This window comes from Burkholderia sp. Bp9004, from assembly GCF_003858025.1.
GTDB lineage: Bacteria > Pseudomonadota > Gammaproteobacteria > Burkholderiales > Burkholderiaceae > Burkholderia > Burkholderia diffusa.
The window spans coordinates 42358-61856 of sequence record NZ_QTQD01000028.1; the positions used below are offsets into that span (position 1 = coordinate 42358).

Annotated in this window: 19 protein-coding genes and 4 tRNA genes; 10 read left to right on the forward strand and 13 right to left on the reverse strand. The window is 65.0% G+C overall.

Features of this window, described 5'->3' with window-relative positions:
* The 3 genes from gmk to DIE08_RS26130 all read left to right on the forward strand — a co-directional run bounded on the left by gmk (position 1) and on the right by DIE08_RS26130 (position 3376).
* Positions 1-684, forward strand: a complete 684-nt coding sequence (gene gmk, locus DIE08_RS26120) for a guanylate kinase (protein WP_059598968.1) — start codon at positions 1-3, stop codon at positions 682-684.
* 58 nt (positions 685-742) lie between these two features.
* Positions 743-946 carry a DNA-directed RNA polymerase subunit omega gene (gene rpoZ / locus DIE08_RS26125; protein WP_006025620.1) on the forward strand — a complete coding sequence of 68 codons (204 nt, stop codon included), beginning with the start codon at positions 743-745 and terminating at the stop codon, positions 944-946.
* A 63-nt stretch (positions 947-1009) separates the two neighbouring features.
* Positions 1010-3376 carry a bifunctional (p)ppGpp synthetase/guanosine-3',5'-bis(diphosphate) 3'-pyrophosphohydrolase gene (locus DIE08_RS26130; RefSeq protein ID WP_059598969.1) on the forward strand — a complete coding sequence of 789 codons (2367 nt, stop codon included), beginning with the start codon at positions 1010-1012 and terminating at the stop codon, positions 3374-3376.
* Between the two features lie 176 nt (positions 3377-3552).
* Here DIE08_RS26130 and DIE08_RS26135 read toward each other — a convergent pair.
* The 3 genes from DIE08_RS26135 to DIE08_RS26145 form a co-directional block, all read right to left on the reverse strand.
* Positions 3553-3629, reverse strand: a tRNA-Arg gene (locus DIE08_RS26135).
* Positions 3630-3695: 66 nt separating this feature from the next.
* Positions 3696-3772: transfer RNA gene (locus DIE08_RS26140), tRNA-Arg, on the reverse strand.
* Positions 3773-3839: 67 nt separating this feature from the next.
* A tRNA-Arg gene (locus tag DIE08_RS26145) sits at positions 3840-3916 on the reverse strand.
* Between the two features lie 130 nt (positions 3917-4046).
* Here DIE08_RS26145 and greB point away from each other — a divergent pair.
* Complete coding sequence (gene greB / locus DIE08_RS26150; protein ID WP_124904365.1) at positions 4047-4610, forward strand: transcription elongation factor GreB; 564 nt, start codon at positions 4047-4049, stop codon at positions 4608-4610.
* 104 nt (positions 4611-4714) lie between these two features.
* Here the strand turns inward: greB and DIE08_RS26155 are convergent, their stop codons facing one another.
* Both DIE08_RS26155 and DIE08_RS26160 read right to left on the reverse strand, forming a co-directional pair.
* A complete protein-coding gene (locus DIE08_RS26155) occupies positions 4715-5857 on the reverse strand; it encodes a porin (RefSeq protein WP_124904367.1) in 1143 nt (380 codons plus the stop codon).
* A 506-nt stretch (positions 5858-6363) separates the two neighbouring features.
* Positions 6364-6627 (reverse strand): hypothetical protein, encoded by a 264-nt coding sequence (locus tag DIE08_RS26160; protein WP_059680768.1) that lies wholly within the window; start codon positions 6625-6627, stop codon positions 6364-6366.
* A 393-nt stretch (positions 6628-7020) separates the two neighbouring features.
* Here DIE08_RS26160 and DIE08_RS26165 point away from each other — a divergent pair, with 393 nt between their 5' ends.
* Both DIE08_RS26165 and DIE08_RS26170 read left to right on the forward strand, forming a co-directional pair.
* Positions 7021-7224, forward strand: coding sequence for a cold-shock protein (locus tag DIE08_RS26165; RefSeq protein WP_006476615.1), 204 nt, complete (start codon positions 7021-7023; stop codon positions 7222-7224).
* Between the two features lie 161 nt (positions 7225-7385).
* Positions 7386-8513: an exonuclease domain-containing protein gene (locus DIE08_RS26170; protein WP_124904369.1), complete on the forward strand. Its 1128-nt coding sequence runs from the start codon at positions 7386-7388 to the stop codon at positions 8511-8513.
* Between the two features lie 36 nt (positions 8514-8549).
* Here the strand turns inward: DIE08_RS26170 and DIE08_RS26175 are convergent, their stop codons facing one another.
* Together DIE08_RS26175 and DIE08_RS35740 are read right to left on the reverse strand one after the other, a co-directional pair.
* The gene (locus DIE08_RS26175; RefSeq protein ID WP_124904371.1) at positions 8550-9143 is read right to left on the reverse strand and encodes a chorismate mutase; all 594 of its coding nucleotides are present in this window, start codon (positions 9141-9143) and stop codon (positions 8550-8552) included.
* A 220-nt stretch (positions 9144-9363) separates the two neighbouring features.
* Positions 9364-9510, reverse strand: coding sequence for a hypothetical protein (locus tag DIE08_RS35740; protein ID WP_009690993.1), 147 nt, complete (start codon positions 9508-9510; stop codon positions 9364-9366).
* Between the two features lie 197 nt (positions 9511-9707).
* Here DIE08_RS35740 and DIE08_RS26180 point away from each other — a divergent pair, with 197 nt between their 5' ends.
* From DIE08_RS26180 to DIE08_RS26195, 4 genes are all read left to right on the forward strand, one after another.
* Complete coding sequence (locus tag DIE08_RS26180) at positions 9708-10097, forward strand: DUF2946 domain-containing protein (RefSeq protein WP_124904373.1); 390 nt, start codon at positions 9708-9710, stop codon at positions 10095-10097.
* Positions 10098-10222: 125 nt separating this feature from the next.
* Positions 10223-12571, forward strand: a complete 2349-nt coding sequence (locus tag DIE08_RS26185) for a TonB-dependent receptor (protein ID WP_124904375.1) — start codon at positions 10223-10225, stop codon at positions 12569-12571.
* Entirely contained in the window at positions 12559-13818 is a 1260-nt protein-coding gene (locus DIE08_RS26190; protein WP_124904377.1) for a sialidase family protein, read from the forward strand. Before DIE08_RS26185 ends, DIE08_RS26190 begins: the two co-directional genes overlap by 13 nt.
* Complete coding sequence (locus DIE08_RS26195) at positions 13815-14297, forward strand: TlpA disulfide reductase family protein (protein WP_124904379.1); 483 nt, start codon at positions 13815-13817, stop codon at positions 14295-14297. The genes DIE08_RS26190 and DIE08_RS26195 overlap by 4 nt, the downstream gene beginning before the upstream one ends.
* A gap of 88 nt (positions 14298-14385) precedes the next feature.
* Here DIE08_RS26195 and DIE08_RS26200 read toward each other — a convergent pair whose 3' ends face one another.
* The 6 genes from DIE08_RS26200 to DIE08_RS26225 form a co-directional block, all read right to left on the reverse strand.
* Complete coding sequence (locus tag DIE08_RS26200; RefSeq protein ID WP_059530096.1) at positions 14386-14640, reverse strand: GlsB/YeaQ/YmgE family stress response membrane protein; 255 nt, start codon at positions 14638-14640, stop codon at positions 14386-14388.
* A 225-nt stretch (positions 14641-14865) separates the two neighbouring features.
* On the reverse strand, positions 14866-15087 hold the full coding sequence (locus tag DIE08_RS26205; RefSeq protein WP_124904381.1) for a hypothetical protein: 222 nt from the start codon (positions 15085-15087) through the stop codon (positions 14866-14868).
* Positions 15084-16829 (reverse strand): FAD-dependent oxidoreductase, encoded by a 1746-nt coding sequence (locus DIE08_RS26210; protein ID WP_124904383.1) that lies wholly within the window; start codon positions 16827-16829, stop codon positions 15084-15086. Before DIE08_RS26210 ends, DIE08_RS26205 begins: the two co-directional genes overlap by 4 nt.
* 175 nt (positions 16830-17004) lie before the next feature.
* Positions 17005-17814 (reverse strand): LuxR C-terminal-related transcriptional regulator, encoded by an 810-nt coding sequence (locus tag DIE08_RS26215; protein WP_124904385.1) that lies wholly within the window; start codon positions 17812-17814, stop codon positions 17005-17007.
* A 183-nt stretch (positions 17815-17997) separates the two neighbouring features.
* A tRNA-Thr gene (locus DIE08_RS26220) sits at positions 17998-18073 on the reverse strand.
* A gap of 208 nt (positions 18074-18281) precedes the next feature.
* Complete coding sequence (locus tag DIE08_RS26225; protein ID WP_059598981.1) at positions 18282-19301, reverse strand: class 1 fructose-bisphosphatase; 1020 nt, start codon at positions 19299-19301, stop codon at positions 18282-18284.
* Positions 19302-19499 lie beyond the last annotated feature (198 nt).

Below are 19499 nucleotides of genomic sequence, written 5' to 3' on the forward strand. Positions count from 1 at the left end.
ATGACCCATCCCACTCACGACGGCCACGCGTCGCATGCGCTGCACGGCGGCGTCTATCCCGGCAACCTGTTCATGGTCATCGCGCCGTCGGGCGCCGGCAAGTCGACGCTCGTGAACGCGCTGCTGTCGAAGGACAGCGACATCTGCCTGTCGATTTCGTACACGACGCGCAAGCCGCGCCCGGGCGAGCAGGACGGCCAGCACTACCACTTCACGACCGTCGAGGATTTCCGCGCGCGCCACGCCGCGCACGAATTCCTCGAAAGCGCGGAAGTGCACGGCAACTACTACGGTACGTCGCGCGTCTGGATCGAGGAGCAGATGATGAGCGGCCACGACGTGCTGCTCGAGATCGACTGGCAGGGCGCGCAGCAGGTGAAGAAGCAGTTCCGCAACGCGGTCGGCATCTTCATTCTGCCGCCATCGCTCGACGCGCTCGAGGAACGTCTGAAGAAGCGCGGCCAGGACGAGCCGAACGTGATCACGCGACGCCTGCTCGCCGCGGGCAGCGAGATGGCGCACGCGTCGGAAGCGGAATACGTCGTGATCAACGAAAATTTCGATCGTGCACTGGCCGAGCTCGAATGCATCGTCGCGGCGACGCGCCTGCGCTTTGCTTCGCAGTACGCGCGACATACCGAGCTGTTCATCGAGCTCGGCATCCATTTGCCCCACGCGGAATGACGCGGGGGTAGAGGGACATAAGGTAGAATAGGGACTATATTCAGAAGGAATTACCAACATGGCTCGCATTACCGTCGAAGACTGCCTGAAGCAAATCCCCAACCGCTTCGAACTGGCGCTCGCCGCCACTTACCGCGCGCGGCAGCTCGCGCAAGGCCATACGCCGAAGATCGAGAGCCGCGACAAGCCGACCGTCGTCGCGCTGCGCGAGATCGCTGCCGGCCAGGTCGGCGTCGAGATGCTGAAGAAGGTGCCGGTGTAACGCGCATCCGGCCCGTTCCAGCCATGTAGTCCACGCGCGCAACGACTCGACCTGGAGGCGAATATGAGCACCACCCCATCGTCCGCCTCCGCGGATTCGACCACCGAAGCCACGGCCCAGTCGCCTGCGCGCCAGTACATCGACGCGGTCCTCGAACAGTCCTTCCGGCATCTGTTCGGGCCGACCGCCACGCCGGAGCAGCCGCGCAAGCACGGCGTCGTTTCGATCGCGAAACTGACGGCCGCGCTTGCCGAGTATCTCCCTCCGGAAGAAATCAAAGAGGTCAAGGCGGCGTTCCACTTCAGTGACGAAGCCCACCTCGGTCAATATCGCCAGAGCGGCGAACCCTACATCACCCATCCCGTCGCCGTCGCGGAAATCTGTGCCGGCTGGAAGCTCGACGCGCAAGCCGTGATGGCCGCGCTCCTGCACGACGTGATGGAAGACCAGGGCGTGACCAAGAGCGAGCTGGCCGAACGGTTCGGCCCGAAGGTCGCCGAACTGGTCGACGGCCTGTCGAAGCTCGACAAGATGGAGTTCCGCAGCCGCGAGGAAGCGCAGGCGGAAAACTTCCGCAAGATGCTGCTCGCGATGGCGCGCGACGTGCGGGTCATCCTCGTCAAGCTCGCCGACCGTCTGCACAACATGCGCACGCTCGGCGCGGTGCCGATGGAAAAGCGCCGGCGCGTCGCACGCGAGACGCTCGACATCTACGCGCCGATCGCGCACCGCCTCGGGTTGAACAACACGTATCGCGAGCTGCAGGACATGAGCTTCGCGAACTTCAACCCGCATCGCTACGCGACGCTCGAGAAGGCCGTGAAGGCCGCGCGCGGCAACCGCCGCGAAGTGATCAGCAAGATCCTCGAGGCTGCTCAGCGCGCGATGAGCGACGCGAAGCTCGACGCGGAGATCACCGGCCGCGAGAAGACGATCTACAGCATCTATCGCAAGATGCGCGACAAGCAGCTGTCGTTCTCGCAGGTGCTCGACGTATACGGCTTTCGCGTCGTCGTCGAGAGTCCGCTCGACTGCTACACGTGCATCGGTGCGTTGCACGCGTTGTACAAGCCCGTGCCCGGCAAGTTCAAGGACTACATCGCGATCCCGAAGATCAACGGCTATCAGTCGCTGCACACGACGCTCGTCGGCCCGTTCGGCGCGCCGATCGAGTTCCAGGTGCGCACGCGCAAGATGCACGAGATCGCCGAGGCCGGCGTGGCCGCGCACTGGCTGTACAAGAACGGCGGCGCGGATCTGAACGACGTGCAGAAGCGCGCGCATCAGTGGCTGAAGTCGCTGCTCGACATCCAGAGCGAAGCCGGCGATTCGAGCGAATTCCTCGAGCACGTGAAGATCGACCTGTTCCCGGATGCGGTCTACGTGTTCACGCCGAAGTCGAAGATCATGGCGTTGCCGCGCGGCGCGACGGCGCTCGATTTCGCGTATTCGATCCACAGCGATCTCGGCAACCAGTGCGTGGCCGTGAAGATCAACAACGAGTTGCTGCCGCTGCGCACCGAGCTGAAGAGCGGCGACATCGTCGAGGTCATCACCGCGCCGTATTCGAAGCCGAACCCCGCGTGGCTCGGTTTCGTGCGAACCGGCAAGGCGCGTTCGGCGATTCGTCACTACCTGAAGACGATGCGCCTGAACGAGTCGGTGCAGCTCGGCGAGCGGCTCGTCGATCAGAGCCTGAAGGGTTACGGGCTCGCGCTCGCCGATGTCACACCGGAGGTGTGGGAGAAGCTCGTCCAGTGGACGGGCAACAAGAGTCGCCAGGAAATCTTCGCGGACATCGGCCTCGGCCGCCGCGTCGCCGCGGTGATGGCCAAGCGCATCGAGGTGCTGATGACCGGCCGCGATGCGGACGACGATCTGCCGAAGTCCGAGCGGCATCCCGCGCACAATGCGCCGCCGGTCGTGATCACCGGCACCGAAGGGATGTCCGTGCAACTGTCGGCGTGCTGCCGGCCGATTCCGGGCGATGCGATCATGGGCTATATCGGCATCGGCCTCGGGATGGCGATTCATACGACCGATTGCCGGGTCGCGCAGCGCATCCATCGCCGCGATCCGGGCCGCTGGATCGACGTCGAGTGGGCGCCGCAGCCGGGTCGTCTGTTCGACGTCGCGGTGAAGGCGCTCGTGAAGAACACGAAGGGCATCTTCGCGCGCGTCGCGGCGGACATCACGTCGGCCGACGCGAACATCGTTCACATCGCGATGGACGAGGATCTGACGCACGAATCGACGGTGCTGCGGTTCGTGATCCAGGTCAGCGATCGCGTGCATCTCGCGAACGTGATGCGGCGCGTGCGGACCAATCCGGACGTGATGCGGATCATGCGCGAGCGCTCGACCGACGACAGCGTGCATGCGCGTCACGACGGCGGCATGCGCATCGAGCGCGAGCGGCAGGATTACTGACGCCGCGCGGTGGTTTGCGGCGGGATGCGACGGCGGCCACGGGCCGCCGTTTTCATGTGTGCAGCGGGTCGGGCGGTGTCGTGAAGTGGCAACCCGACTCGAGCGGGCGGTGGCCGAACAAAAGAGGGGGGGCGGAAAAGAAAAAAGGGCCTTCCCGGAGGAAGGCCCTTCTGAGGTGGCGCGGCTGGCAGGATTCGAACCCACGACCCCTTGGTTCGTAGCCAAGTACTCTATCCAACTGAGCTACAGCCGCACGCAAAAACAAAACGCTACAACATCGAACTGAAAGGGCCTTCGGTTTGGAAGGCCCCCAAAAAGGTGGCGCGGCTGGCAGGATTCGAACCCACGACCCCTTGGTTCGTAGCCAAGTACTCTATCCAACTGAGCTACAGCCGCACGCAAAAACAAAACGCTACAACATCGAACTGAAAGGGCCTTCGGTTTGGAAGGCCCTCGAAAAAGGTGGCGCGGCTGGCAGGATTCGAACCCACGACCCCTTGGTTCGTAGCCAAGTACTCTATCCAACTGAGCTACAGCCGCACGCAGAAGCGGAAGTATAGCAGGGTTGTATAAAAAGGGAAGCCTTATTCGCAAAAAATGTCACCCGATCCTGGGCGGTCGCGTTCGTGTACCCTTGATGCATCAGTCATCCAAGTGTTGAATCTGCATCATGAACAAGGCGTTTGTCAAAGAGTCGGACGGCGACGACGACGATCTCGACCCGAGTCAACCCGCGATTCCGGCGGGCACGAAGAACTACATCACCCCGGCCGGCCACAAGCAGCTCAGGGACGAACTCCTGAACCTGATCGACGTCGAGCGTCCCGAAGTCGTGCGGTTGGTGTCGTGGGCCGCGTCGAACGGCGATCGATCGGAGAACGGCGACTACATCTACGGCAAGCGGCGGTTGCGCGAGATCGACCGCCGGATCCGCTTTCTGACGAAGCGGCTCGATCTCGCCGAAGTCGTCGACGCGAGCCGGCAGGAGAATGTCGATCAGGTGTTCTTCGGCGCGACCGTCGATTACGCGACGCCGGACGGCGAGGATCACACCGTCACGATCGTCGGGATCGACGAGGTCGATCTCGATCGCGGCTGTGTCAGCTGGATTTCGCCGGTCGCGCGAGCCCTCATCAAGGCGAAGATCGGCGACACCGTCACGCTGATGACGCCGGGTGGTCCCCAGCCGATCGACGTGCTCGACGTTCGCTATCCGGCACCGGGCAGCGCGTGAGCGGGGAGCGGTGCATTCGCACAGCGCAGCGCTGAAACGACGAGCGCCCCGGGTGGGGCGCTTCGTCATGACGGTCCTTGCCGGGCGGGGACCGATCGCATTGCTCAGAAGCGGTGGCGCATGCCGGCCGTGACCGCGATCTGCTTGTTCGTCGACGACGCGGTGCCGAGCCCGTTGATGTTCGCGCCCACAGCCAGGCCGTCCGCATTGACCCGCTGGTACTCGCCCTGCAGATACAGGTCGGTGCGCTTCGACAGCGCATAGTCGGCCTGCAGGTTGAACTGGTGCCAGCTGGGCGTCTGGCCGTCGAGGCGGGCGTCGGTGTACGTGTACGAACCCGCGAGCGAGAATGCCGGTGTCAGCGCGTAGCGGCCATTCACTTCGTAATTGTTGAAGCGCGTGCCGCCGGTGAGCGGGATGCCGCCCGACACGCCGGACTGGCCGGCGCTGATCCTGGCCGAATCGGTCAGGCGCGTCTGCGTGAACACGAAGCCGGCCGTCGCGGGCCCGAACGTGTAGTTGAGGCCCGCGCCCCAGGTGCGCTGACGGCTGGCGGCGAACGTCCAGTCGCCGGCCACCGCGCCGGGGTCGCTGGCTGCGAGCGACAGCGCGTTGATGTTGTTGTTGAGTTGCATGTACGCGGCCGCGACGTTGAAGCCCAGATAGCTGTACGACGCGCCCACGCTGTATGCGCGGTTGTTCGAGAAATCGCTGGAATTCGAGAAGCCATACAGCGCGCCGAACTTCAGGCCGCCGTAATTGGCACTCTGATACTTGACCGAGTTGTTGATCCGGAACGAGTTGTTCAGATTGTCATTGTCGAACGGGTGCGCGAACTGCGTGCCGCCGTATTGGGTGCCGGTCAGCGACAGCGGGCCGAGGAAATCGACGACGCTGTCGTACTGGCGGCCGAGCGTGAGCGAGCCGTAGCTTTGGTGCGCGAGGCCGACGAAAGCCTGGCGGCCGAATTCGCGGCCGTTCTGCTTGAGCGAACCGTTGTTGATGCCGAAGCCGTTTTCCAAGGTGAAGATCGCTTTCAGTCCGCCTCCGAGATCCTCGGTGCCGCGCAGGCCCCAGCGGCTGCCGTTGATCGAGCCGCTGGTCTCCTGCCACGCGCTGTGACCACCCTGGTTGTTCGTATAGGTGATGCCTGCATCGATCAGGCCGTACAGCGTGACGCTGCTTTGCGCATGGGCGGCAGTGGCACACACGCCGGTCAATGCGGCGACGATCAGGGGCTTTTTCATGATCTGTCTCCAAACAGGATGATGTCGATCGAACCTGCTGCGGGCATCGGCGGCGTCGCGTGTCGGCGACGCCGTGCGCATTGAGCGCGGCGCCTTCGTCGGAAATCCATTTGCAGTGTACGGATTGGTCCGGGTGCAAAAGGAAATTGCTTCTGGCAATACTGTATTTTGAATCCCGCAAGAATGAGTGTATGCGCCGGGAGCCCCGGCCATCAAGACTTTGCGGCAGCGCAGCAGGCGGAGAATGTGATCAGGACTGCATAACGGGTGTCGAGGGCGTTGCGCGATCGCGACAGGCAATCAGTGGCGGGCGGGGCAGACCTAGCGCGATTATTGACACATCGGCAATAGAGGTTTGTGTGGAGCATGGATAATGAAAGGATGTTCTCTCGCTATACTGCGATCTCTGCTTTCCGAAGCAGACTTTTTCGTTGACGGAAAAGATCTCCAAACCTTTGTCGGCGCGACTTCCCAGTCGCGCTTTTTTTTGCCCGTCTCCCGGATCCCTATTGCTTGTACGAGCGTCGCTTGCGCTTGCCTGTCGGCTGCGTGTCATCGGCCTCGGCCAGCGGCGGCGTGTACGTCCAGTCTTCCATCACGTAGTGACGGGCGTCCAGCGGTGAAGCCAGCAGGTTCTGCCAATGATCGCCGTGCCAGGTCGGGTCGAACTCGGTATCGCATGGCGTTTCACGAGACTCGGCCAGCGCGCGGGACTTGCGGCGTACGCGTGCGAGCCGGCTCGCAAGGCGTTTGATTCCGTCCAGCCACATGACCTTCTCCTTCCAATGCCTTGCACCAGCATCGCTACGTCCTTCGTTCTTGGCAATCCGGAAAAAACCCGATGATTTTACCGGCCCGATTTGTCCCCGGTAGGTTTTTCATGTTTTTGATTATCGGTGATTCGCTCCCGGTAATATTGACAGGTTTTTGATGCAAATCAATTAATAAAAGACGATGGTGTACCGATTCCAGTGGTATTGACGTTTTTTTGATAAAGAAGGCGCCAAAAATTCCCTTGACGCACCCGGATTGTCCAATTTATAAAGTCAGCACTCCGTCCCCGGGCGGAGCGCTGGGGGTGAGTGTCGGCGCGCCGTTGCGGGATTTCGGGAAGCGGCTATAAACAGTAGCTTTTTTGATCTAATCGAGTGGGGAACGAAGGTATGGATACCGGTATCGTAAAATGGTTTAACGATGCTAAAGGTTTCGGCTTTATTACGTCCGACAATGGTGGCGAAGATCTGTTTGCGCACTTTTCAGAAATCCGGATGGACGGCTTCAAAACGCTGAAGGAAAACCAGCGCGTTTCCTTCGATGTGAAAGTCGGGCCGAAAGGCAAGCAGGCAGCGAATATCCAGGCGGTCTGACGCGCCACGCATTGCCGATCACGTCCGGCCCCCGCATCGCGGGGGCTTTTTGCTTTTTGGGGCACGAAAACCCGTGACCGGCGAATCGAATCCGCTTCGGACTGGTCGCGAACACGCCTGCCGGTGCATACTCACGGAAGCATTGTCTCTCCCGCCTTTTCATGTCCGATTTCCGTCCGTCCGATCCCGCCTGCGAACAGCCGCTCGTCTTCGTCGATCTCGAAACCACCGGTGGTTCGTCCGCCGAGCACCGCATCACTGAAATCGGCGTGGTCGAAATCGGCCCGCTGGGCGTATCGACATGGACGACACTGGTCAATCCGGGGCAATCGATTCCGCCGTTCATCCAGCAACTGACGGGCATTTCCGATGAGATGGTGCGTGACGCGCCGTCGTTCGCGTCGCTCGCGCCCGTGCTGTTCGAGCGGCTCGACGGCAAGCTGTTCGTCGCGCACAACGCGAGCTTCGACCGGGGCTTCCTGCGTGCCGAATTCGAGCGCGCCGGCTTCGCATTCAATCCGGACGTGCTGTGCACGGTGCGGTTGTCGCGCGCGCTGTTTCCGCGGGAGGCGCGACACGGACTCGATGCGCTGATCGAGCGGCATGGCCTCGTTCCCGCCGCCCGCCACCGGGCGCTCGCGGATGCCGATCTCCTTTGGCAGTTCTGGCGGCAATTGCACGAGATCGTGCCGCTCGAGCGTCTGCGCGACCAGATTGCGCGCACGACGCGCCACTTCCGTCTCGCGGGCGGCATGACCGAAGCGTGGCTCGATACCGCGCCGGCCGGATGCGGCGCGTACGCGTTGTTCGGGGAGGGCGACGTAGCGCTGTACGTTGGCCGCAGCGTGCGCGTGCGGCAGCGCTTGCGCGCGCTGCTGACCGGCGAGCGGCGTTCGTCGAAGGAAATGCGGATTGCGCAGCAGGTGCGGCGCGTCGAATGGCGGGAGACCGGCAACGAACTCGGCGCAATGCTTGCGGAAGCGCAGTGGATCGCTCGTCTGCGTCCGTCATACAACCGGCGTCCCGCGGCCGAAAGCGCCCGTGCCGGCAATGTGCCCTGGCCGTTCGACGGCCCGGTCGCGTTCGAGGCGAGCGGCGAGCGCCGCCTGTTTCATGTGATCGACGGCTGGCGCTACCTCGGTGTGGCCGAATCGCTCGATGCGGCGGCGCGGCTCGTGGCCGATGGCGCGGACGGTGCAGTCGAGCCGCATACCCATCGCCTGCTGCAGACGCATCTCGCGCGCGGCCTGCAACTGATTCCGATAGCGGCGCTCACGCCTGCCGACTGAGCACCGCCGGCTGCAGCGCGTAATGGCCGCGCGTCATCAGCCGATCGCGCTGGCGCCGCCGGCCGAGCAGACGTGCGACAGCGCGATGCCGAGTGCCTGCGTCTGGGTGCGGTCGTAGCGCGTAAGCGTTTTCCAGTTCGCGATGCTGCGTGCGAGCCGCGCCTGGCAATCGGGTGCGTCGCGCAGCGGTGCGACTTGCGCGAGGCCGGCCAGCATCTTTTGCGTGAGCTGGTCGAGCGCCGGCCGCGTGCTGGTCGCGAGGTCGGGCGGCGAGCCTTCCGGCGGCCGCGTCGCGCGCCACGTTGCAAAGAGCGCGTTCTGCACGTCCTTGCTCGCGGCGATCTGATCCTCGAAGAACGTGCGCGCGAACGCGGGATCCACGCCGGACTGTGCGGCACGCTTCTCCACCGATGCGAGCAGGGCCGCTTCGCGCGGCCGGTCCTCGATCGCCTGGTGGTTCGCCCATTTCCATCGCGCGACGGGTTCAGCAAGTGCGAGCCGCTGCGATGCGAGCGCGACGAGATTGGTGAGCGCGGTGTCGTCGCCGTCCGCGCGTGCGACGTGCGGTGACGTAAAAATGGCGACGCCGAGCGCGGCGACAGCGACGCTGGCACGAATGGCTTGTTTCATCGGAACGATCGGGAGGACCGGGCTGGCCGGAGGTGGAAAACCAGAAGAATAGACGAAGACAGTCGCGCGGCGGAACGACGCGACAGAAGAATCAGCGGACGCGCTGATCCGGCACCGTCAGGCCATTGCAGCCCGGGTGCGAAGCGATCTGCGCCGAAAACGCAGCGATGAACCGCACGATATCGATCGACACGTGGCGGTTACAGAACGGAACGTAGGTTCACTTCGGCGAGTACAGCTTGTGCTGCTCGTCGAAGAATGCCCGGACATGCTCGGGCAACTCGGCGAGGAATTCGACGCCGACGGGTTCCGGATCCGGGCTCATCACTTGCTCGGGCGGGGGCATGCGGGTTGGTCTTTCGTCCATGGTCATTTCTCCAGCAGGTTCAATAATTATCAACCTCGCGCTTGGATTTATGCCAGTGGCGAATCGTTAGATTTTGTCTCTGTTGTATTAACGGCACATGCGCAGCTGCGCACCGTGAGATGCCGACTATTGCACCTCGCACGTCGGCAACGATCGGGCCGCTTGTTATACTTGCGCGCTCTTTTTCCTGGACCGCGATGAAACGAACGACGCGATGGATCGGCCTCGTATGGTTGGCGCTCGTACTGAACGTACTGTCGCCCGTCATCGGCTACGCGCGTCTCGCATCGAGCGGTTCCGGCGAGCTCACGCTCGAATTGTGCAGTGCGGCAGGCGTGCGCCACATCGCCCTCGCGCAGTCGGGCGACGACCGCGGCACATCGCCGTTCGACCATGCCGGCGTGCCGCACTGCGTGTACTGTCCCGGCTTCGCGGCGAACGTGGCGCTCGGCACGAGCCTGCCTGCATTGCCGGGCTTCGTGCGCGCATTCGCGTACCGGGCGGCCGCCCCGGCCGTTCCCGTTTTTCCCCGCAAGGGCATCCGTCTCGCGCAGCCGCGCGGTCCGCCTGAAAACGTCCTGATCTGATTGATATCGTCCGCGCGCTCCGGAGGCGCGCGTGCCGCCCGCGGCCCGGTCCGCGCGCCGCGCCATGTGTGCCGCGCGTCGGCTCGCGCACGGCGGCGTCCGGTCACGTTTTCAGGAATTCATCCATGTCGTTCACCTTCCCCGCGCGGCCGTCGCGCGGCCGGCTCGCGCTCGCCTGCGCGGCAGTTTTTGTCTGGCCTGCCGCGCAGGCGGCCACGATCGATGGCCCATCCGCGGACCCCGTGCCCGGCGGCCCGGGCAACCCGGCCGGCCGTGCCGCACCGGTTGCCGCGCCCGCGCCGACGGGCGACACGCTGACCGCCGTCAGCGTCTCCGCCCGGCGGCAACCCGTCGATCCCGATACGCCGGCCGTCGTCGAGTCGATCACGCGCGAGCAGATCGACGCGCACACCAACGTCACCACCGAGGACGCGCTGAAGTACGCACCCAACCTGATGGTTCGCAAGCGCTACATCGGCGACCGCAACAGCGTGTTCGCCGGCCGCGACTTCAACGAGTTGCAGAGCGCGCGCGGGCTCGTCTACGCCGACGGGCTGCTGCTGTCGAACCTGCTCGGTTCGAGCTATGCGTATCCGCCGCGCTGGTCGCTGATCGCGCCCGACGATATCGCGCGCGTCGACGTGCTGTATGGTCCCTTTTCCGCGCTGTATCCCGGCAACGCGATCGGCTCGACCGTGCTGCTGACGACGCGGCGCCCCGACGCGCTCGAGGCGTCGCTGTCGACGCAGTTCTTCACGCAGCGCTATCACGACGGCTACGGGTTCGCGGACAGCTTCGGCGGCAATCACCAGACCGCGCGGATCGCGAACCGCGTCGGCAAGTTCTGGTTTTCGCTGTCGCTTGACCGGCTGGAGAACGACGGCCAGCCGATGCAGTATGCGAGCCCCAATTCAGCCTACAACCCGAAGCTCGGCACCGCGGTGCCAGTTACGGGAGCGGCTACCGACATCGGGCCGAACGGCAAGCCGCGCACGATCGTCGGCGCGCAGACCATCGAGCGGACCGAGCAGCTCAACGAGACGGTCCGGATGGGCTATGCGTTGACGGACCACGTCGACGCGACGCTGACACTCGGACACTGGGAAAACCATTACCGGCAGCACGGCGAAACCTTCCTGCGCGATGCGGCCGGCAATCCCGTCTACGGTGGCAACGTGTCGATTGGCGGCCGGAACATGACCGTCGCGCCGAGCGCGTTCGCGCCGCAACGCGGCGACCAGGAGAATTGGTTGTACGCGCTCGGCCTGAACGGTCGGCTCGATTCGGGCTGGCGGCTGTCGGGCGTCGTGTCGGCGTACGACGTATCGCGCGACGTGCTGCGCGCGGCGTCGACCGTGCAGGGCGGGGCGGGCACGCTGTTCCAGGGCGACGGCACGGGCTGGCGCACGTTCGACCTGAAGGCCGAGGCGCCGGAAGTGAAGGGCCATGCGTTCACGTTCGGCTATCACTACGACAACTATTTCCTGCGCAACGTCACGTACAACACAGCCGACTGGCTGGCCGGGCCGACTACGTCGCTCGCGAGCGTCTACCGGGGCGACACGCGCACGCAGGCGCTGTTCGCGCAGGACGCGTGGCGTTTCGCGCCCGGCTGGCTGGCGACCCTCGGCCTGCGCTACGAGCGCTGGGATGCGTACGGCGGCGCGCTTGGCAACGCCAACGGCATGCTCGGCTACGCGGACCGCAACGCGAATGCGCTGTCGCCAAAAGTCGCGCTGCAATGGGACGCGACGGACGTCTGGCGCTTCCGGCTGTCGTTCGCGACCGGCACGCGCTTCCCGACGGTCGGCGAACTGTTCCAGGGCACGATCTCGAACAACGCGATCGTCAACAACAACCCGAACCTGCGGCCGGAAAAGGCGATCGACTGGGACTTCACGGCCGAGCGCGACGTGGGCGTCGGCGTCGTGCGCGCGAGCGTATTCCAGAGCGACCTGCGCGATTCGATCTACAGCCAGACGACGGTGTCGGGCGCGTCGACCGTCACCAACATCTCGAACGTCGATCGCGTGCGCGTACGTGGCGTCGAACTCGCATTCAGCGGCCAGAGCGTCGGGCTGCGCGGGCTCGACATCGACGCGAACGTGTCGGCGAGCAATGCGCAGATTCTGGCCGACGCCGCGAATCCGGCTTACGTCGGTTCGCGCTTTCCGCGCATCCCGCGCATGCGCGCGAACCTGCTCGCGTCGTACCGCTTCGACGAACATTGGCTCGCGAGCGTCGGCGTCCGCTACTCGGGCCGCCAGTTCAATACGCTCGACAACAGCGACGTCAATCCGGACGTGTACGGCGGCACGAGCACCTTCACGGTCGTCGACCTGAAGGCACGCTACCGGTTCGACCGTCACTGGGTCGCGTCGGTCGGCATCGACAACCTGACTGACCGCCGCTACTACGTGTTCCACCCGTATCCGGGCCGCACTTTCTTTGGAGAACTGAAATGGTCGCTGTGAAATCGTTCGCGGCAGGCTGCGCGCTGTGGCTCGCGGCGCTGTCGCCCGCAGGTGCGCACGACGCGCCGAACGCCGTCGATCCGCATGCGGCGCACATGAGCGTGCAGGCCGCGCCGGCACAGCAGAAGCAGCCGCTCGCGACCGGCGCCGCATTCGACGTGCGGCACAGGCTGTGGGTCGCATGGGTCGAAGGCGCGCACGTCGTCGTCGCGCACTCGGATGACGCGGGCCGCACGCTGTCCGCACCTGCGACCGTCAACGCGATGCCCGAGCCGATCTACACGAGTGCGGAGAATCGCCCGAAGCTCGCGACGAGCCCGGACGGTAGCGCGGTGTACGTGTCGTGGTCGATGCCGCTCGATGCGCCGTACACCGGCATGGTGCGCTTTTCGCGTTCGCTCGACGGCGGCGCGACCTGGAGCGTGCCCGTCACCGTGCATCGCGACCGGCAGGCGATCACGCACCGCTTCGACATGATGGCAGTCGATCCGGCGGGCAACATCGCGATCGCGTGGATCGACAAGCGCGATCTCGTTGCGGCGAAGGCGGCGGGGCGGGCGTACGACGGCGCGGCCGTCTACTACGCCGTGTCGCGCGACGGCGGCGCGTCGTTCGAGCCAGAGCGCAAGGTGACCGATCACACATGCGAATGCTGCCGCATCGCGATGGCGATCGATCCGGCCGGACATATCGAAGCCGTGTGGCGCAACGTATTCCCGGGGCAGATCCGCGACCATGCGCTCGCGGTGCTGCCCGTGTCGGCGTCGGAGCCCGTCGCGCCGGTGCGCGCGACGTTCTCGAACTGGCACGTCGAGGCGTGCCCCGAGCATGGGCCGGCGCTCGCGATCGCGCCGGACGGCACGCGCCACATCGCGTGGTTCGGCGTCGTCGACGGCCGTGCCGACGTGTTCTACTCGCGCATCGGCGCCGATGGGGGGCCGCTCGGCACACCCTGGGCGTTCGGCGCGAATCCGGCGGTACCGGCCGAGCAGGCATCGCATGCGGCGCTCGTCGCGCGTGGTGATGTCGTCTGGCTCGCATGGAAGGCGTTCGACGGCGACACGATGCAGATCAAGTTGCGCCGCTCGGACGATCGCGGCGAGCACTGGTCGGCGCCGCGCGTGATCGCGTCGACGTCGGGTGCGAGCGACAACCCGCAACTGCTCGACGATGCAGGACGCCTCTACCTGTCGTGGCGTACGCGTAACGACGGCTATCGGCTGATTTCCGTGGAGGGTGCGCAATGAAACGGCTGCTGGTGTCGATCTGCGCCGTGCTTGCGAGTCTGCCCGCATGGGCCGGTGAACTGCAGCCGCTGCGCGCGTCCGAGGTCGCGAAGTTGTACGCGACGGCGCTCGAACGGCCGCTCGCGGTCGAGATCTGGTCGCTCGATTGCGGCTACTGCCGCGAGAACGCCGCGCATCTGGTCGCGTGGCAGCGCCGGCATCCGGACGTGCGCCTCGCGATGGTCTCGATGGACGCGTACGACGACAACGGTGCGGCGATCGCGCAGGCGCTCGCGCAAATGAACCTGCCGCCGCAGGTCGCGCAGTATGCGAACGCGGAGCCGATGCCCGAGCGTCTGCGGGCGGCACTCGATGCGGGATGGCGGGGAGAAATGCCGCGTACCGTGTGGATCGGACGCGATGGCGCACGCGAGGCGCGCAGCGGATTGCTGACGACCGACGTGCTTGACGGCTGGTTTCGGCGCGGCAAGCGCCAGTGAAACCGGAAGGCGGCGCGCGGGCAATGCCGCGCGCCGCTTCGATGCAACTACGAAACGAATGCGCGCCCGAAGGTGCGCGAGAAGATCGTCAGGCCGCGCGCCTGAACAGGCGGATCACGAACAGCAGGATCACGGCGCCGATGACCGCGACGATCACCGAGCCGATGAAGCCGCTGCCGAGGCTGATGCCGAGCACCCCGGCCAGCCAGCCGCCGATCACCGCGCCGACGATCCCGACGATGATATCGACGATCAGGCCGAACCCGCCGCCCTTGACGAGCAGGCCCGCCAGCCAGCCGGCGATCGCGCCGATGATGAGCCACATAATCAAGCCATGAGTCATGGTGATCCTCTCCTAGTGTTGAGTCGAAATGACCGGACGTCGGCTGTTTCGCCGCAAGCTGCATGAAGGCGGCATGCGACCCGCCGTGCCGCCCACGCAATGTAACGCGATAGACGGGTCGGAATCGTTAAGTAATGTTATGCACCCTTATCGGGATTTTCCAGGGGATTCGTCTGCCTACGAAATGAATCTGTAAGAAATGGATGGTGGTACGCAATCGGTGCGTCATGCGTCACATCGTCCATGCGTCGCCGCCGGTGCACCCGTGTCGGGCAGGCCGTCGCCGGCGTCCGCGATCAGGCGGGTGATGGTCGCCGCGTCGCCGATCGCCTCGATCGCCAGCAGCGCGAAGCGGGCGAGAAAGAGCGACGCGTCGGTTTCGCCGATGCGGGTCATCGTGCGGCACAGGTTGGTGTAGAGGACGTCGCGTTCGGTGTCGGTCATCATGCGTTCTCCTGAGGATCGGCTGACGTGTGCGGGTGAAGTGCGCGTTCGAGTGCGGCGCTCAGGTCGGTGGTGCGCGCATCGTGCCAGCGGCCGAGCACGTGTCCGTCCGGACGCACGAGATAGACGGTGCCGTCGCGCGCGCCGTACAGGTTGAACAGCCGGCCGTCGACATCGTAGCCGCCGCCTCCTGGGTGTTGCGGTGCCGCATGCCGCGCGAGCGTGACGAGCGCGAACGGGATGCCGGTGTCGTGCAGGCGTCGTTCGAGATCGACGAACGACGGATCGGGCGCACCGTCGCGTGTAAAGCGGAACGCGGTGAAGCGCGAGCCGACGAGATCGGTCAGGTGGCCGCGACGCGCGCCGTTGTCGTTGCCGATGTCGCTCGACGTCTGCAGCATCAGCGGGCATTCGGCGAGTACCATGCCGGGCGCCGGCCCAGCCGAGAACGCATCGCGTTCGTCCGCATTGAGCGGCGACGCCGTGTAAGCGATGGCCGATGTCTGACGCGGATTGATCAGCGAACGCAACGCCGGATGCCGGACCGCGAGCGTCAGCACGGCCTTGCGCATCAGGTCGAACGCAAACGACGGCGGCGCCATGAACTCGGTGCTCTTGGTGCCGTAGCGCAGGTTCTCGTACGTTGCGAACACGCGCTCGTCCGAATAGCTGTCGAGCAGTGCGTCCGACGCGAGCCCGCGAATCACGTACGCCAGTTTCCAAGCGACATTGTCGGCGTCGTCGATGCCCGAGTTCGCGCCGCGCACGCCGAAGATCGGCACGAGGTGCGCGGCGTCGCCGCAGAACAGCACGCGGCCGTGCCGGTAGCGTTCGAGCGTCAGCGCGTTCGCCTTGTAGATCGTGATCCAGATCGGCGACCAGTCGCCGCGCTCGCCCATCATGTCGAGCAGGCTCTGCACACGCGGGATCACGTTTTCGGGTTTGACAGCCGCTTCGGGATCCTCATCGTCGCGCAGCTGGTAGTCGATCCGCCACACGTTGTCGGGCTGTTTGTGGACGAGCACGGTCGAGCCCGGGTTCGACGCCGGGTCGAAGTAGGCGAGCCGCTCGGTCGGCCGATCGCTGTCGAGCGCGATGTCGACGATCACGTAACGGCCTTCGTAGCTGGTGCCCTGGAGCGACAGGCCGAGCGCATCGCGCATCGTGCTGCGCCCGCCGTCGCTCGCCACGGCCCAGTCGGCATCGAGTGCGTATCCGCCGAGTGGCGTATCGACGTCGAGACGCACCCCGTCCGGGCGCCGCGTGACGCCGGCGACCTTCGTCTGCCAGCGGATTTCGATGAGCTCGGGGCGGCGCAGCGCGGCATCGAGCAGGAACTGCTCGATGTGATACTGCGCGAGGTTCACCATCGGCGGCAGCTTCTGGTTTTCGTCCTGCGGCATCGTGAAATGCAGCACTTCTTCGTGACGATGGAAGCTGCGTCCGCCGCTCCACGGCAGTCCGACGCTGAGGAAACCGTCGAGTGCGCCGAGCCGCTCGATGATCTCGAGGCTGCGTCGCGAGATGCAGATCGCGCGGCTGCCGTGACAGACCGAATCGTCGGCTTCGAGCAGCACGCTGCGGATGCCGTGATTGGCGAGGCCGAGCGCGACCGCGAGGCCGACCGGCCCGCCGCCGACGATCGCGACGCGGTGCCGCTGCATGTCGACGCCGTCGCTGCAGGTCGGCAGGTGCGCGGGATGGCGCGCGGCGACGAACGGATATGGCTTGAATTCGATGCCCATCGTTGGCTTCCAGGTTGCACTGTTTGAATGCGCACGCTCGACGACGCGATGCGTGCGGCAGGCTGGATGCAGTATGGAAGCCGTACCGAACACCGCTGTCCCCATTCCGGGTACAGCGCTCGGCCGGCGGCGGGCCGGGACTTACCCCGACGCGCTCAGGATCGGCAGTCGACGTTCAGGGCTGCAGGCACAGCGCGAACAGCTGGCGCTGGCTCGAGATGCCGAGGCGTCGGTACGCGCGTTTCTGGTAGGTGACGACGCTGGAGGCCTTCACGCCGATCGTCTCACCGATCTCCTGCGCGGTCTGGCCTTCGAGCACACCGCGCAGCACGTCGAGTTCGCGCTTGGACAGTGCCGGGCATGCGCCGCGCAGCCGCGCGAGCATCAGTTGCGGGATGCCGATCTGCGCCGCGCCGGCGAGCGCATAGTGATGCCGCGCGGCCTGCGCAATCAGCGGTGCGAGCGTTTCGATGGCCGCGATCTCGCGTGGCTGGAACGCGCCGCTGCGACGCGCGCGATACAAGTTGATCGACAGCCAGGTCGAGTCGTTCGGCTGCATCAGCAACGCGACGCGTTCGGACACGTCGGGGCCGCGGTAGCAGGCCGCGCGATATGCGTCGTGGCAGATCTCGTCGCCGGCCTGCTGATGCAGCACCACGTCGTGGCGGTGCGTGCCGCGACCGGCGGCCGAGACGATCTTCTGGTTGCCGTCCAGTGCATAGAAATGCCGCGCGTAGGTGTCGGCGACGTCACGCAGGTAGCGGCCGCCGCGATGATCGGCGACCGAGATGGTGCGTGGACGGTTGCCGAATTCGTACGCGAAGATCGTGCACTGCGTGACGGACAGCGCATCGTCGAACAGCTTCAGGATTTCCGCGGCGAACGCATTCGGCTCGCTGCCGCCGATCACGGTAACGAGACCAGTTGCGCGGGACACGTCCAGTTGCCCGCCGAGGTTCGGTCGCTCGAGGCGCCAGATGCGCATGATGCGGAGGGGGGGGAGGGCCAGGTGATCCGGCGATTGTAATCGGCGGCGCGCGGTGCGGGAGTCGGGGGATGCCCGCAAGCGGAAATGATGCGGCGGGTGGTGCAGGACTTCGTGTATCGGAAATCGTGGCCGCAAAAGAGAAAAGGCCTGATAAGCGATGCTTATCAGGCCTTTATATCTTGGTGCCGGAGATAGGAGTCGAACCTACGACCTTCGCATTACGAATGCGCTGCTCTACCAACTGAGCTACACCGGCAGCAGAGAAATGAAATTATATGGTCAAATCCGAGATCTTGGCAATAGGTTTTGCGAAATTTTTTCAGCTTGCTGCTGCTGTTTCGCGAAACCATCGATCCGGCGGACTTCCCGCTTTCACTTCACTGCGATGCAGCCTGTCAGGGCCACATCGCGAAGGCGCGATTGTACTGGCGTCTCGCACCTCCGTCTAGTGCTGCAGTGCAAATTTATTTGCCTTCGCCTTCGTTGTGATAGCCGGTCACGCGCTCGACTTCGTTCTTCGAACCGAGGAACACCGGGACGCGCTGGTGCAGGCCGGTCGGCTGCACTTCCATGATGCGCTGCGTGCCGGTCGTCGCGGCGCCGCCGGCCTGTTCGACGATGAACGACATCGGGTTCGCTTCGTACATCAGGCGCAGCTTGCCCGGACGATCGGGCGTACGCTTGTCGGCCGGGTACATGAAGATGCCGCCGCGGTTCAGGATCCGGTGCACGTCGGCCACCATCGACGCGATCCAGCGCATGTTGAAGTTGTCGCCGCGCGGGCCTTCCTTGCCGGCGTTCAGCTCGCTGACGTAGCGCTGGACCGGTTCGTACCAGTGGCGTGCGTTCGATGCGTTGATCGCGTATTCGCGCGTATCGGCCGGGATCTGCATGTTGCTTTGCGTGAGCACCCACGAGCCGACTTCGCGGTCGAGCGTGAAGCAGTTCACGCCGTTGCCGGTCGTCAGCACGAACACCGATTGCGGGCCATACACCGCGTAGCCGGCCGCGACCTGCTCCGTGCCCGGCTGCAGGAACGATTCCTCGGTGGCCTGCTTGCCGTCCGGGCAACGCAGCACCGAGAAGATCGTGCCGATCGACACGTTCACGTCGATGTTCGACGAGCCGTCGAGCGGGTCGAACACGAGCAGGTATTCGCCGCGCGGGTAGTTCGCGGGGATCGGGAAGAACGTTTCCATTTCTTCCGACGCCATCGCGGCGAGGTTGCCGCCCCATTCGTTCGCGTCGAGCAGGATTTCGTTCGACAGGATGTCGAGCTTCTTCTGCACTTCGCCCTGGACGTTCTCGCTGCCGGCGGTACCGAGTGCATCGCCGAGCGCGCCCTTCGACACGTTGTAGCTGATCGCCTTGCACGCGCGGGCGACCACTTCGATCAGCAGGCGGAGGTCGGCGGGGAGGTTGTTGGTCTCACGCTGCTGCTCGATCAGGAACTTGGACAGCGTGGTGCGGCGGGCAATGGACATGACAGACTCCGAAAGGCCAAAGAATCCTTGAATTGCCGCAATTTTACCCGGCGCGCCTCCCGACCCGCCGCCTTTTTTCGTCCGGTTACATGGTCGGTCGGCTGACTCGGCCGGGTTCCGGCGTGCGTGACGCGGCGGATCGGCGCGGAAGCGGCGGGAAAACCGGGCGCCACGAACGCGTGGTCTGGCTCCGACCCC

What these genes read in the sequence shown, in the direction of transcription:
- gmk (WP_059598968.1), top strand. Translation starts at nt 1, where the DNA reads ATGACCCATCCCACTCACGACGGCCACGCGTCGCATGCGCTGCACGGC.
- rpoZ (WP_006025620.1), top strand. Translation starts at nt 743, where the DNA reads ATGGCTCGCATTACCGTCGAAGACTGCCTGAAGCAAATCCCCAACCGC.
- DIE08_RS26130 (WP_059598969.1), top strand. Translation starts at nt 1,010, where the DNA reads ATGAGCACCACCCCATCGTCCGCCTCCGCGGATTCGACCACCGAAGCC.
- greB (WP_124904365.1), top strand. Translation starts at nt 4,047, where the DNA reads ATGAACAAGGCGTTTGTCAAAGAGTCGGACGGCGACGACGACGATCTC.
- DIE08_RS26155 (WP_124904367.1), bottom strand. Translation starts at nt 5,857, where the DNA reads ATGAAAAAGCCCCTGATCGTCGCCGCATTGACCGGCGTGTGTGCCACT.
- DIE08_RS26160 (WP_059680768.1), bottom strand. Translation starts at nt 6,627, where the DNA reads ATGTGGCTGGACGGAATCAAACGCCTTGCGAGCCGGCTCGCACGCGTA.
- DIE08_RS26165 (WP_006476615.1), top strand. Translation starts at nt 7,021, where the DNA reads ATGGATACCGGTATCGTAAAATGGTTTAACGATGCTAAAGGTTTCGGC.
- DIE08_RS26170 (WP_124904369.1), top strand. Translation starts at nt 7,386, where the DNA reads ATGTCCGATTTCCGTCCGTCCGATCCCGCCTGCGAACAGCCGCTCGTC.
- DIE08_RS26175 (WP_124904371.1), bottom strand. Translation starts at nt 9,143, where the DNA reads ATGAAACAAGCCATTCGTGCCAGCGTCGCTGTCGCCGCGCTCGGCGTC.
- DIE08_RS35740 (WP_009690993.1), bottom strand. Translation starts at nt 9,510, where the DNA reads ATGGACGAAAGACCAACCCGCATGCCCCCGCCCGAGCAAGTGATGAGC.
- DIE08_RS26180 (WP_124904373.1), top strand. Translation starts at nt 9,708, where the DNA reads ATGAAACGAACGACGCGATGGATCGGCCTCGTATGGTTGGCGCTCGTA.
- DIE08_RS26185 (WP_124904375.1), top strand. Translation starts at nt 10,223, where the DNA reads ATGTCGTTCACCTTCCCCGCGCGGCCGTCGCGCGGCCGGCTCGCGCTC.
- DIE08_RS26190 (WP_124904377.1), top strand. Translation starts at nt 12,559, where the DNA reads ATGGTCGCTGTGAAATCGTTCGCGGCAGGCTGCGCGCTGTGGCTCGCG.
- DIE08_RS26195 (WP_124904379.1), top strand. Translation starts at nt 13,815, where the DNA reads ATGAAACGGCTGCTGGTGTCGATCTGCGCCGTGCTTGCGAGTCTGCCC.
- DIE08_RS26200 (WP_059530096.1), bottom strand. Translation starts at nt 14,640, where the DNA reads ATGACTCATGGCTTGATTATGTGGCTCATCATCGGCGCGATCGCCGGC.
- DIE08_RS26205 (WP_124904381.1), bottom strand. Translation starts at nt 15,087, where the DNA reads ATGATGACCGACACCGAACGCGACGTCCTCTACACCAACCTGTGCCGC.
- DIE08_RS26210 (WP_124904383.1), bottom strand. Translation starts at nt 16,829, where the DNA reads ATGGGCATCGAATTCAAGCCATATCCGTTCGTCGCCGCGCGCCATCCC.
- DIE08_RS26215 (WP_124904385.1), bottom strand. Translation starts at nt 17,814, where the DNA reads ATGCGCATCTGGCGCCTCGAGCGACCGAACCTCGGCGGGCAACTGGAC.
- DIE08_RS26225 (WP_059598981.1), bottom strand. Translation starts at nt 19,301, where the DNA reads ATGTCCATTGCCCGCCGCACCACGCTGTCCAAGTTCCTGATCGAGCAG.